This is a genomic window from Achromobacter sp. MUI-25009338, from assembly GCF_057359325.1.
In genome coordinates, this window is record NZ_CM170627.1 from 473,574 (window position 1) to 485,719 (window position 12,146).

Consider the following 12,146-nt stretch of genomic DNA (forward strand, 5'->3'; position numbering starts at 1 on the left):
GGGTGGGGGGAGCGGTTACAACCGGGAAGGGAATGCCGGACTTCACTGCTCACGGAGTGGACATGAATGCCCCTGTTTCGCCTGACCTGCGCGCGGCGCTTGAATCGGTCCAGTTGGACGACAAGTACATCCTGGAGTCCGGGCGTGCCTGGATGAGCGGTATCCATGCCCTGGTGCGCCTGCCCATGATGCAGCGCATGCGCGACCAGCAGGCGGGGCTGAACACGGCGGGCTTCGTGTCCGGCTACCGCGGCTCGCCGCTGGGCGGGGTGGACCAGAACATGTGGAAGGCGGCCGCGCACCTGAAGGCCCGCCACATCGAATTCCAGCCCGGCGTCAACGAAGACCTGGCGGCCACCGCCGTATGGGGCTCGCAGCAGGTCAACCTGTTTCCCGGCGCAAAATACGACGGCGTCTTCGGCATGTGGTACGGCAAGGGCCCCGGCGTGGATCGCTGCGGCGACGTGTTCAAGCACGCCAACGCGGCCGGCACCGCGCGCCACGGCGGCGTGCTGGTGGTGGCGGGCGACGACCACCCGGCCAAGTCCTCGACGCTGCCGCACCAGAGCGACCATATCCTCAAGGCCTGCATGATTCCGGTGCTGTTTCCGGCCAGCGTCCAGGAGGTGCTGGACTACGGCCTGCACGGCTGGGCGATGAGCCGCTACGCTGGCGTGTGGGTGGGCATGAAATGCATCACCGACATCGTCGAGGTCTCGGCCTCGGTGGACGTCGATCCGCAGCGCGTGCGGATCAGGCTGCCCGAGGATTTCCGGCTGCCGGCCGACGGCCTGAACATCCGGCTGGGCGACACGCCGCTGCAGCAGGAGGCGCGCCTGCTGGACTACAAGCTCTATGCCGCGCTGGCCTATGCGCGCGCCAACGGCCTGAACCGCGAACTCTGGGAGGTGCCGCAGCGCGACGCGCGCTTCGGCATCATGACCTCGGGCAAGGCCTACCTGGACACGCGCCAGGCGCTGTCCGACCTGGGCCTGACCGAAGACGCGTGCCGGCGTATCGGTCTGCGGCTCTTCAAGGTGGGCATGGTGTGGCCGCTGGAATCCACCGGTACGCAGCGTTTCGCCGAAGGCCTGGACGAGATCCTGGTGATCGAGGAAAAGCGCCAGGTGCTGGAGTACCAGCTGAAGGAAGAGCTGTTCAGCTGGCTCGGCAGCGGCAAGAAGATTCCGCGCGTGGTGGGCAAGTTCGACGACAAGGACGGCGGCGAATGGTCGGTGCCGCAGGGCAACTGGCTGCTGCCGGCGCATTACGAGTTCTCGCCCGCCATGGTCGCGCGCGCCATCGCCTCGCGCCTGCTGCGCTTCGACCTGCCGGCGGACGTGCGCGCCGGCATCGAGGCGCGCCTGGCCTTCATCGCCGAGCGCGAGCAGGCGCTGGCGCGCCCGCGCGTGGTCGAGGAGCGCAAGCCCTGGTTCTGTTCGGGCTGTCCGCACAACACCTCGACCCGCCTGCCGGAAGGCTCGCGCGGGATGGCGGGCATAGGCTGCCACTACATGGTCAGATGGATGGGCCGCAGCACCGATGTGTTCACGCAGATGGGCGGCGAGGGCGTGCCCTGGGTGGGCCAGGCGCCGTTCACCGAAGAAAAGCACGTGTTCGCCAACCTGGGCGACGGCACGTATTTCCATTCCGGCCTGCTGGCGATACGCGCGGCGGTGGCGGCCAAGGCGCCCATCACCTACAAGATCCTGTTCAACGACGCCGTGGCCATGACCGGCGGGCAGCCTGTCGACGGCCCGCTCAGCGTGCCCATGATCAGCCGCCAGGTGGCGGCCGAGGGCATCGAGAAAATCGTGATCGTCACGGACGACACGGACAAGTATCGCGGCATGCAGGGCCTGGCGCCGGGCGCGCCGGTGCGCCACCGCGACGAGCTGGACGCCGTGATGCGCGAGCTGCGCGAGTATCCCGGCGTGTCGGTGCTGATCTACGACCAGACCTGCGCCACCGAGAAGCGCCGCCGCCGCAAGCGCAACGCCTATCCCGACCCGGCGCGCCGCGTCGTCATCAACGAGCGCGTGTGCGAAGGCTGCGGCGACTGTTCGCAGCAGTCGCACTGCCTGTCGGTGGAGCCGCTGGAAACCGAGTTCGGCCGCAAGCGCCGGATCAACCAGTCCAGCTGCAACAAGGATTTTTCCTGTCTGAAGGGCTTTTGTCCCAGCTTCGTGACGGTGGAGGGCGGCCGGCTGAAGCGGCCGCAGGCGCTGGCGCAGGACGGCGATATCGACGCCGGCATCGCGCCGCCCGCCGCGCATGCGCTCGATCGGCCATACGGCGTGTTCATCGCCGGCGTGGGCGGCACCGGCGTGGTCACCATCGGCCAGCTGCTGGGCATGGCGGCCCATATCGAGGGCAAGGGCTGTTCGGTGCTGGACATGGCCGGCCTGGCGCAAAAGGGCGGCGCGGTGTATTCGCACGTGGTGCTGGCGCGCACGCCGGACGATCTGCTCAACACGCGGGTCGCGATGGGCGAGGCCGACCTGCTGCTGGCCGGCGACCTGGTGGTGGCCACCAGCATGGAATCCATGGCGCGGCTGGCGCCGGGGCGCACGCGGGTGCTGCTCAACGGCGACACCGCGCCCACCGCGGCCTTCGTCGCCAATCCCGACTGGACGCTGCCGGGCGCCAACCTCACCGCCGACCTGCAGGCCGCCTGCGGCAAGGACAACCTCGACCGCGTGGACGCCGCCGCGCTGGCCGTGGGCCTGCTGGGCGACGCCATCTACGCCAATCCGTTGATGATGGGCTACGCCTACCAGAAGGGCTGGATACCGCTGTCGCGGGAAGCGCTGCTGCGGGCCATCGAACTCAACGGCCAGCAGGTGCCGAACAATATCGCGGCCTTCGCCTGGGGCCGGCGCGCGGCGCGCGATCCGGCGGGCGTGAACCGCCTGCTGGCCGAAGGCGGCGCGCGCCCGGCGCTGCCCGAAGGCATCATCGAACTGAAGCGCCCACGCAAGGCCAGCCCCGTGGTGGAACTGAAAAAACCCGCCGACGAACTGGAGCGGCTGGTGGCGGTGCGCAAGGCCTTCCTGACCGACTACCAGCACGCGGCCTACGCCCGGCAGTACACGGATCTGGTGGACAAGGTGGCGCACGCCGAGCGCGAGGCCACCGGCACCAACCGGCTGGCGCTGGCGGTGGCGCGCGGCTATTTCAAGCTCATGGCCTACAAGGACGAGTACGAAGTGGCGCGGCTGTACACGGACGGCGAATTCCTCAAGCGCGTGGGCGAGCAGTTCGAAGGCGGCTGGAAGCTGCGCTTTCACCTGGCGCCGCCGCTGTTCGCGCGGCGCGACGCGGCCGGGCATCTGATCAAGCGCAGCTACGGCCCCGGCATGTTGCGGGTGTTCCGCCTGCTGGCCGCGATGCGCCGGCTGCGCGGGACCCGGTTCGATCCGTTCGGCTACACCGCCGAGCGCCGCGCCGAACGCGAGCTGATCCGCGAATACCGCGAGACGCTGACCGCCATCCTGGGCAAGCTCAATCGCGGCAACCTGGATCGCGCCGTGGCGCTGGCCAGCCTGCCGCTGGAGATCCGCGGCTACGGCCACGTGAAAGAGGCCGCGGCCGAGAAAGCCGCGGCCCGCAGGGAGGCCTTGCTGAAGGAGTTCAGCGCCACCGTGGTGCCCATCGGCGGCACGCGGGTGGCCTGAGCCCGTGCGCCTTAACCCGAGTTGCGCAGCCCGGCGGCGATGCCGTTGATGGTCAGGTGGATGGCGCGCTGCACCCGGATGTCGACCTCGGCGTCCGGGTGCTTCTGCGCGGCGCGGTGGCGGCGGATCACCTCGATCTGCAGGTAGTTCAGCGGGTCGATGTAGGCGAAGCGCTCGCGCAGCGAAGCCTGCAGCGTGGGGTTGTCGGCCAGCAGCTCGCGCCGGGTCAGCAGCTTGAGCATGGCCAGCGTGCGGCCATGCTCGGCGCTGATGGCGCCGAAGATGCGTTCGCGCCGGCCGCGCTGCGGCACCAGCTGCGCGTAGCGGGCCGCGATCGCCAGGTCGGACTTGGCCAGCACCATTTCCATGTTCGACAGCATGGTGCGAAACGCCGGCCAGTCCTGCGCCATTTCGCGCAGTTGCGCCAGGCGGCTGCGGCGCGAGCGCGGCGCGCCGGGGGCGCCGGTTTCCAGATAGGCCTCGATGGCCGAGCCCATGCCGTACCAGCCGGTGAGCATCAGGCGGCATTGCGCCCACGAGAAGCCCCAGGGGATGGCGCGCAGGTCGTCGATGCGCTGGCCCTTCTTGCGCGAGGCCGGGCGCGAGCCGATGTTCAGGCCCGCGATCTCGCTGACCGGCGTGGCGGCGAAGAAGTAATCGGCGAAACCCGGCGTTTCGTAGACCAGGCCGCGGTAGGTGCGCTGCGCGGTGTCCGACATGAACGACATGGCCGGGCCGTAGTGCGCCATGTGCGCGTCCTCGGCGCTGGTGGCCTCGGCGCGCGGCGCCAGGCTGGATTCCAGCGTGGCGGCGACCAGCAGTTCCAGGTGCCAGCGGCCGACCTCGGCGTCCTTGTACTTGCTCTGGATGACCTCGCCCTGTTCGGTCAGGCGGATCTGGCCGGCGACGGTGCCCGGCGGCTGCGCCAGGATGGCGTCGAAGCTGGAGCCGCCGCCGCGTCCCACCGAGCCGCCGCGGCCGTGGAACAGGCGCAGGCGCACGTTGCGCGCCGAGAACACCTCGACCAGCTCGCGCTCGGCCTGGTAGAGCGACCAGTTCGACGTCAGGAAGCCGCCGTCCTTGTTGCTGTCCGAGTAGCCCAGCATGACTTCCTGCGCGCCGTTCTGCGCCAGTTTAACGCGCTGGCGGATCTCGGGCAGGTCGAGCCAGGCCGCCATGATGGCCGCGCCGCGCTGCAGGTCGGGTATGGTCTCGAAGAGCGGCACCACCATCAGGCCGTCCTCGGGTTCGATGTCCTGGCCGGCCGGCGCGATCAGGCCGGCTTCCTTCTGCAGCACCATCACTTCGAGCAGGTCGCTCAGCGTTTCGGTGTGCGAAACAATGGTCTGGCGCACGGCCTGCTTGCCGTAGCGCGCCCGGCCCGCGGCGGCGGCGCGCAGCACGGCCAGCTCGCGCGTGGAGTCTTCGCTGTAGGCGATCCAGGGCGAGGCCAGCGGGCGCGCCTGCGCCAGTTCGGCGCGCAGCAGCGCCACGCGTTCGTCCTCGTCCAGCTTCAGGTAGTCCAGCGGCTTGCCGTCGCGCTGCGTGCCGGCGCGCGCGAACAGCTCGGCCAGCACGCGTTCGTGCACGTCGGAGCTCTGGCGCAGGTCCACCGTGGCCAGGTGGAAGCCGAAGACTTCCACGGCCTGCTGCAGGCCGGCCAGGCGCAGCTTGCCGATGGGCGCGCCGTGGTGGGCGGCCAGCGAGGCCGCGATCACGGCGAGGTCGGCGGACAGTTCCTGCGGCGTTTCATAGGCGGGCGCGGCCACGGTGCTGCGCCGCGCCAGGTCCTGGCCCGTCAGGCGCTGCGCGGTGGCGGCCAGCCGCGCGTACACGCCGATCAGCGCGCGGCGGTAGGGTTCGTCGCGGCGGTGCGGCGAGTCGTCGCCGCTGGCCTCGGCCAGCGCCAGCAGCTCGGCGTCGGCCGCGATCAGCAGCGTGGTGGCCGACAGTTCCGCGCCCAGCGCGTGCACTTCCTGCAGGTAATGCTCGAACAGCACGGTGGCCTGGCGCAGCAGCGCGCGCTCCAGCGTGCCTGCGTCCACGTTCGGATTGCCGTCGCGGTCGCCGCCGATCCAGCTGCCCATGCGCAGGAACGGCTCCAGCGGCGCGGGCGGGGCGGCGAAGGGCTTGGCCGGTTCGCGGTTCAGCAGCTTGGACAGGTCCGCGTACAGGCGCGGAATGACCTGCAGGAAGGTGCTGCGGTAGTACGACAGCGCGTTCTCGATTTCGTCGGCGACCGTCAGCCGCGTATAGCGCAGCATGCGGGTCTGCCACAGCGTGGCCACGCGGCCCAGCAGCGCCGCGTCCAGGTCGGCGCGCTCTTCGGGGGTGAGCGTGCCGTCGCGCTGCGCCAGCGCGGCGGCGATTTCGCGATGCACGTCCAGCGTGCTCTTGCGCTGCACCTCGGTGGGGTGCGCCGTCAGCACCGGCATCACGCAGGCTTCGGCCAGCAGGCGGCGGATGCGCGCCGGGCTCACGCCCTGGCCGGCCAGCACCTGCACCGCTTCGCGCAGGCTGCCGCGCGCCGGCGCGTCGTCGGCGATGGCGCGGGCGCGCTGGCGGCGGTTCTGGTCGCGGTCTTCGGCGATGTTGTACAGGTGCAGGAAATAACTGAAGGCGCGCGCGACCGAGTTCGGGTCGCTGCCTTGCAGGCGCTTGACGCGCTGCTCCAGCAGCTTGCCGTCGGCGTCGTTGCCTTCGCGGCGGAACTTCACGGCCGTGCGGCGCAGGGTTTCGATCGTGTCGAAGACGCGCTTGCCTTCGCACTCCTCGATGACGGCTCCCAGTAATCGGCCTAACAGCCGGATGTCGTGACGCAAGGGTTCTGCTGAATCGGACTGCTGGCGGATGGCATTCATCGGGTAGGGATCCGTCGGGCTGCTGGAGGGAAAGGAGGGGGGGAAAGCGGCGTTGCGGGTGAAACCAGAAAATGAAACCTCATCGATTTTACGCAGGCTTTGCTTACGGCAAGCGCCCGCGGCTGCGTTAAAGTTCGCTAAGCGGAATCGATTTGCGGCAAAAGCCGCTGCGGTTCGTTAGTCATTCCCAAAGCCCCATTTCGTTTATGCAAAACCACCAACGTCGCGCGCTCGTCCTGTTTTCGGGCGGCCAGGATTCCACCACCTGCCTGGCCTGGGCGCTGGACCGCTATGCCCATGTGGAAACCGTGGCGTTCGATTACGGGCAGCGCCATCACATCGAGCTGTCGGCGCGCCTGAACGTGCTGCGCGAGATCCGCGAGAACTTTCCCGACTGGGCGCCGCGGCTGGGCGAGGACCATCTGCTGGACCTGAAGGTGCTGGGCCAGGTGGGCGACACGGCCATGACCAGCGACCGCGCCATCGAGATGCAGGCCAACGGCCTGCCCAACACCTTCGTGCCGGGGCGCAACCTGCTGTTCCTGACCCTGGCCGCCGCGCTGGGCTACCGGCGCCAGCTCGACGTGCTGGTCGGCGGCATGTGCGAAACGGATTTCTCCGGCTATCCCGATTGCCGCGACGACACCATCAAGGCGCAGCAGGTGGCGCTGGGCCTGGGCCTGGGTTCGCGGGTCACGATCGAGACGCCGCTGATGTGGATCGACAAGTCCGAGACCTGGGCGCTGGCGCACCAGCTGGGCGGCGACGCGCTGGTGGAGATCGTCGTCGAGCAAAGCCACACCTGCTACCTGGGCGAGCGCGGCGCGCGCCACGACTGGGGCTACGGCTGCGGCGACTGCCCGGCCTGCAAGCTGCGCAAGATCGGCTGGGAGAAATGGGTGGTGGCGTCCGCCGCCGAAGGCTGAACCCGGCGGCGCCCGGTCACGCGGCGGCCGCGCGCACCCGCCCGATGAACTTGCAGCGCAAGGCCAGCGCGGCCGCGCAGATGGCCGCGGCCAGGCCGACCGACATCGCCATCGCGCCGCGCGCGCCGTAGCCGGCGATCAGATAGGCGTAGGCCACCGGCGCGGTGGCCGTCAGCAGGAAGCTGGGAATGAGCAGCGCGCCCACCAAGCTGCCGTAGCTGCGGAAGTCGAACAGCGCCAGCGGCAGCGTGCCGCGCGTGATGGTCATCAGGCCGTTGCAGGCGCCATACAGCAGGGCGTAGGCCGCGCTGGCGTAGAGATTGCCGCCGGACAGCAGCGCCAGCAGAAAACACAGGGGCAGCATCGCGCCCACCGCCAGGGTCAGGGTCAGCGGATGCAGGCGCGAGCCCAGCGCCACGTCGGCCAGGCGCGCGGCGAACTGGCCCACGCCCCACAAGGCGGCCACGCTGACGGCCGCGGCCGCGGCCAGGCCCAGGCCGGACAGCAGCGCGATCAGATGCGCGGCGTTGCCGGCCGCCAGGAAGTTGGTCAGCATGGCGATGGTGGCGTACAGCACGCCCGCCATGCGGCGCTCGGCCGGGCTGCGCGTCAGGCCGGCGGCGGCGCGGTCTTTGGCGCCCGCGGGCGCGGCATAGCGCGTGCGCGGCAGCGCCAGGTACAGCGGCAGCGTGGCCAGGGCCAGCGCGCCGTAGGCCAGCACCGCGCCGCGCCAGCCCAGCCAGCCCGACAGCGCATGGCCCGCCGGCCACATCACGGTGGAGGCCAGGCCGCCGAACAGCGTGATCTGCGACATGGGCCGGCGCGCCGTGGGGCCGGCCGCCCGCGCCAGCGACGCGAACGCCGCGTCGTACAGGCACAGCCGCATGCCGACGCCCAGCACGATCCAGGCCAGGTAGTACAGCGCCAGGCCGTGCGCGGCCGCCAGCGCCGCGCAGCCCAGCGCGGCGATCACGGCGCCGGCAGGCATGACGCGGTGCCCGCCCCAGCGGTCGACGGCCATGCCGGCCAGCGGCGACAGCATCGCCATGGTCACGATGGCGGCCGAGAAGCCGCCGTAGACGACGGCGGCGCTCCAGCCCAGGTCGGCCTGCATGGCCGGGCCCAGGGCGCCTATCAGGTAATACGTCACGCCCCAGCCGACCAGTTGCGTCAGGCCCAGGCAGACGATGGCGCGCGGCGCGATCACGGCCGCTGCGGCGGCGTCGCGTCGCCCTCGCCCAGCGCGCGCTGCATCAGCACGGTGTCGCGCCATTGCCCGTGCTTGTGGCCCACGGCGCGCAGCGTGCCGACCGGATGGAAGCCCTGGCTGGCGTGCAGCGCGAGCGAGGCGGCGTTGCGGCTGTCGCCCACCACGGCCAGCATCTGGCGCCAGCCGCCGGCGGTGCAGCGGGCGATCAGTTCGGCCAGCAGCTTGCCGCCGATGCCCAGGCCGGCGCGGCCTGCTTTCACGTAGACGGAATCCTCCACCGTGTGGCGGTAGGCCGGGCGCGGGCGGTAGGGCGTGGCGTAGGCATAGCCCACGATCTCGCCGGCGATCTCGGCCACCAGGTGGGGCATGCCCTGTTCCAGCACCGCGGCGCGGCGCTGGCGCATTTCCTCGATGGACGGCGGCTCCAGCTCGAACGAGGCCGTGCCGTGCTGCACGTGATGGGCGTAGATGGCCTTGATGGCCGGCAGGTCGGCGGGCGCGCTGTCGCGGATGAGGACGGTGGCGGAGGTGGGCGGCATGGAGAGGGAAGGCTGGGGGTTCGAGCCGCCAGTGTCGCGCAAGCCTGAGCATTAATAAAGCTTTGGTCTATTATGATTTTTATAAGTAAAACTTTGGATGGCGGCGTATGCGAGGCCTCAACCTGGACCAGTTGCGCACCTTCGCGCTGGTGATCGAAACCGGCAGTTTTTCCGCCGCCGCCGAACGCAGCGGCGTGACCCAGCCCGCCGTCAGCCTGCAGATCCGCCAGCTGGAACGGCGCTTCGGCCTGAAGCTGGTCGAGCGCGTCGGCCGGCGCGCCGGGCCGACCGCGGCCGGCATGGAGCTGCTGGCGCACGTGCGCACCATCGACGCGGCGCTGGCCCAGGCCGAACTCGCCATGACGGCGCACGCCTCCCAGGTCGCCGGCCGCATCCGGCTGGGCACCGGGGCCACGGCCTGCACCTATCTGCTGCCGCCGCTGCTGGCCGATCTGCGGCGGCGCTTTCCGGCGCTGGACATCGTGGTCAGCACCGGCAACACGGCCGACATGCTGCGCGGCCTGGAGACCAACACGCTGGACATCGGGCTGGTGACGCTGCCGGCGCCGGGGCGCATGTTCCAGGTGACGCCGGTGCTGGAGGACGAGTTCGTGGCGATTTTTCCCGCCGGCGATCCGGCCATGATCCCGGCCGCCGCCACGCCGCAGGCGCTGGCGCGGCTGCCGCTGGTGCTGTTCGAGCCGGGCGCGCGCACCCGGCGGCTGGTGGACGACTGGTTCGAGGCCGCCGGCGTGGCCGCCAAGCCCGTGATGGAGCTGGGCAGCACCGAGGCCATGAAGGAGATCGTCGGCGCCGGCCTGGGCTGCGCCATCCTGCCCGGGCTGGCGGTGTCCGGCGCGGGCAGGCGCGCGGCGCTCGAAGTCCGGCCGCTGGCGCCGCGCCTGGCGCGCGGCCTGGCTATCGTGCTGCGCCGGGACAAGCCGCTGGGCCGGGGCCTGCGGCATCTGCAGGAGTCGCTGCTGGCGTTGCGTGGGTGAACGCGTAGGGGTGGAACACGTCCACCGGCAGCTGGTTGCAGGCCTCGACGCAGGCGCGCACCCCGGCCATGTCGGAGAAGTCCAGCCCGCTGCGGATGCCGTGCAGGTCCAGGTTCATGGCCAGCGTCACCAGATCCACGTTGCCGGTGCGTTCGCCGTTGCCGAACAGGCAGCCCTCGACCCGTTGCGCCCCGGCCAGCACCGCCAGTTCGGCCGAGGCCACGGCGGTGCCGCGGTCGTTGTGCGGGTGCACGCTGAGCACGATGCTGTCGCGGCGCGCCAGGTGGCGGTGCATCCATTCGATCTGGTCGGCGTAGACGTTGGCCGTGGTGCATTCCACCGTGGACGGCAGGTTGACGATCATCTTGTGTTCGGGCGTGGGGCCCCACTCGGCGCTGACCGCATCGCAGATCTCCAGCGCGAAATCCAGCTCGGCCAGGCTGAAGGTCTCGGGCGAGTATTCGTAGATCCAATGGGTTTCGGGCCGGGCGTCGGCCAGCGCGCGGATCTGGCGAGTGCCGGCCAGTGCGATCTCCTTGATCTCGGCGCGGCTCATGCCGAACACGATGCGGCGCCATTGCGGCGCGATGGGCGCGTACAGGTGCACGATGGCGCGCCTGACGCCGCGCAGCGAATCGAAGGTGCGCTCGATCAGGTCGGGGCGCGACTGGGTCAGCACCTCGATGGTGACGTCGTCGGGGATGCGGCGTTCCTCGATCAGCTGGCGCACGAAGTTGAAGTCGGTGTCCGAGGCCGACGGAAACGCCACTTCGATTTCCTTCAGGCCCACGGCCACCAGCTGTTCGAAGCAGCGCAGCTTGCGCGCCGCGTCCATCGGTTCGATCAGGGCCTGGTTGCCGTCGCGCATGTCGGTGCTCATCCAGACCGGCGGCGCCGTCAGGCGGCGCGACGGCCAGCGGCGTTCGGCGTAGTCGCGGGTGAAGGGCTGGACGGGGCGGTACTTGTGTTGGGGCTGTTCGAGCATGGAATCCTCCGGCCGCGGGCGCGGCGCATGTCGCGTGTAGGGATGCGAGGATGGTAGGTACACTGGGAAAGACCGTCTAACGCCACTCTGGCCATAACCATCGCAAAATGGACATGCCCCCGACCGCCCGCAAGCCCGCAGACCTGGACCTGTTTCCCTACGAGGCCTCGTCCCGCCCCGTGGCCGGCCTGGCCGTGGACTACGAGGACGGCCACCGCATCCGCCGCCACCGCCACCGCCGCGCGCAGCTGGTGTACGCGATTTCGGGCGTGATGGTGGTGGATACGCCGGCCGGGATCTGGGTGGTGCCGCCCACGCGCGGGGTGTGGGTGCCGGCCTGGATGCCGCACGGCATCCGCATGAGCGGCGAGCCGCGCATGCGCACCGTGTTCGTCGAGCCGGGCGCGGCCGCGCACCTGCCGCAGGCGTGCTGCGTGCTGTCGATCTCGCCGCTGCTGCGCGAACTGATGGCGGCCGCGGCCGAGGTGCCGCTGGACTGGAAGCCGGACACGCGCGACGGCCGCCTGATGATGCTGCTGCTCGACGAGCTGCGCCAGGAGCCGGTGCTGCCCCTGCACCTGCCGCAGCCGTCCGAGCCGCGGCTGGCGCGCATCTGCCGCGCCATCGTGCGCCACCCGGAGCGCCAGGACGGCGCGGCCGACTGGGCGCGCGAGCTGGGAGTGGACCCCAAGACCGTGCACCGCCTGTTCCTGCGGCACACGGGCATGACCTTCGGGCGCTGGCGCCAGCAGGCGCGCCTGCTGGCGGCGATGGAGCGGCTGGCCCGCGGCGAGCGCGTGCTGGAAGTGGCGCTGGACCTGGGCTACGAAAGCCCCAGCGCGTTCGCGGCCATGTTCCGCAAGGCCGTGGGCGAGCCGCCCAGCGCTTTCGCGGCGCGCAGAAAGCCGTCCGCCTGACGGCCGCGCGGGCCGCGCGGCGGCCCCGGCCGA

General features: G+C 70.7%; 8 protein-coding genes. 4 read left to right on the forward strand and 4 right to left on the reverse strand.

Annotated elements, in window-relative coordinates; genetic code table 11:
• Positions 1–62 precede the first annotated feature (62 nt).
• Positions 63–3,677 (forward strand): indolepyruvate ferredoxin oxidoreductase family protein, encoded by a 3,615-nt coding sequence (locus AC1IQ6_RS02245; RefSeq protein ID WP_485865739.1) that lies wholly within the window; start codon positions 63–65, stop codon positions 3,675–3,677.
• Positions 3,678–3,688: 11 nt separating this feature from the next.
• Here the strand turns inward: AC1IQ6_RS02245 and ppc are convergent, their stop codons facing one another.
• Positions 3,689–6,538, reverse strand: a complete 2,850-nt coding sequence (ppc, locus tag AC1IQ6_RS02250; protein ID WP_102773305.1) for a phosphoenolpyruvate carboxylase — start codon at positions 6,536–6,538, stop codon at positions 3,689–3,691.
• Between the two features lie 206 nt (positions 6,539–6,744).
• Here ppc and queC point away from each other — a divergent pair, with 206 nt between their 5' ends.
• On the forward strand, positions 6,745–7,464 hold the full coding sequence (queC, locus tag AC1IQ6_RS02255) for a 7-cyano-7-deazaguanine synthase QueC (RefSeq protein ID WP_102773306.1): 720 nt from the start codon (positions 6,745–6,747) through the stop codon (positions 7,462–7,464).
• Positions 7,465–7,480: 16 nt separating this feature from the next.
• Here the strand turns inward: queC and AC1IQ6_RS02260 are convergent, their stop codons facing one another.
• The gene (locus tag AC1IQ6_RS02260; protein ID WP_485865740.1) at positions 7,481–8,671 is read right to left on the reverse strand and encodes an MFS transporter; all 1,191 of its coding nucleotides are present in this window, start codon (positions 8,669–8,671) and stop codon (positions 7,481–7,483) included.
• On the reverse strand, positions 8,668–9,213 hold the full coding sequence (locus AC1IQ6_RS02265) for a GNAT family N-acetyltransferase (protein WP_111826046.1): 546 nt from the start codon (positions 9,211–9,213) through the stop codon (positions 8,668–8,670). The genes AC1IQ6_RS02260 and AC1IQ6_RS02265 overlap by 4 nt, the downstream gene beginning before the upstream one ends.
• A gap of 107 nt (positions 9,214–9,320) precedes the next feature.
• Between AC1IQ6_RS02265 and AC1IQ6_RS02270 the strand changes: the two genes are divergently transcribed.
• A complete protein-coding gene (locus AC1IQ6_RS02270; protein WP_102773309.1) occupies positions 9,321–10,211 on the forward strand; it encodes a LysR family transcriptional regulator in 891 nt (296 codons plus the stop codon).
• Here AC1IQ6_RS02270 and AC1IQ6_RS02275 read toward each other — a convergent pair.
• Positions 10,132–11,196 carry a 2-isopropylmalate synthase gene (locus tag AC1IQ6_RS02275; RefSeq protein WP_485865741.1) on the reverse strand — a complete coding sequence of 355 codons (1,065 nt, stop codon included), beginning with the start codon at positions 11,194–11,196 and terminating at the stop codon, positions 10,132–10,134. The two genes, AC1IQ6_RS02270 and AC1IQ6_RS02275, sit on opposite strands and share 80 nt — an antisense overlap.
• A 113-nt stretch (positions 11,197–11,309) precedes the next feature.
• Here AC1IQ6_RS02275 and AC1IQ6_RS02280 point away from each other — a divergent pair, with 113 nt between their 5' ends.
• On the forward strand, positions 11,310–12,113 hold the full coding sequence (locus AC1IQ6_RS02280; protein WP_440130635.1) for an AraC family transcriptional regulator: 804 nt from the start codon (positions 11,310–11,312) through the stop codon (positions 12,111–12,113).
• Positions 12,114–12,146: the final 33 nt, after the last annotated feature.

Excerpts from the sequence above, each read along its gene's own strand:
- AC1IQ6_RS02280 (WP_440130635.1), top strand. The coding sequence starts at position 11,310 with ATGCCCCCGACCGCCCGCAAGCCCGCAGACCTGGACCTGTTTCCCTAC.
- AC1IQ6_RS02270 (WP_102773309.1), top strand. The coding sequence starts at position 9,321 with ATGCGAGGCCTCAACCTGGACCAGTTGCGCACCTTCGCGCTGGTGATC.
- ppc (WP_102773305.1), bottom strand. The coding sequence starts at position 6,538 with ATGAATGCCATCCGCCAGCAGTCCGATTCAGCAGAACCCTTGCGTCAC.
- AC1IQ6_RS02275 (WP_485865741.1), bottom strand. The coding sequence starts at position 11,196 with ATGCTCGAACAGCCCCAACACAAGTACCGCCCCGTCCAGCCCTTCACC.
- queC (WP_102773306.1), top strand. The coding sequence starts at position 6,745 with ATGCAAAACCACCAACGTCGCGCGCTCGTCCTGTTTTCGGGCGGCCAG.
- AC1IQ6_RS02265 (WP_111826046.1), bottom strand. The coding sequence starts at position 9,213 with ATGCCGCCCACCTCCGCCACCGTCCTCATCCGCGACAGCGCGCCCGCC.
- AC1IQ6_RS02245 (WP_485865739.1), top strand. The coding sequence starts at position 63 with ATGAATGCCCCTGTTTCGCCTGACCTGCGCGCGGCGCTTGAATCGGTC.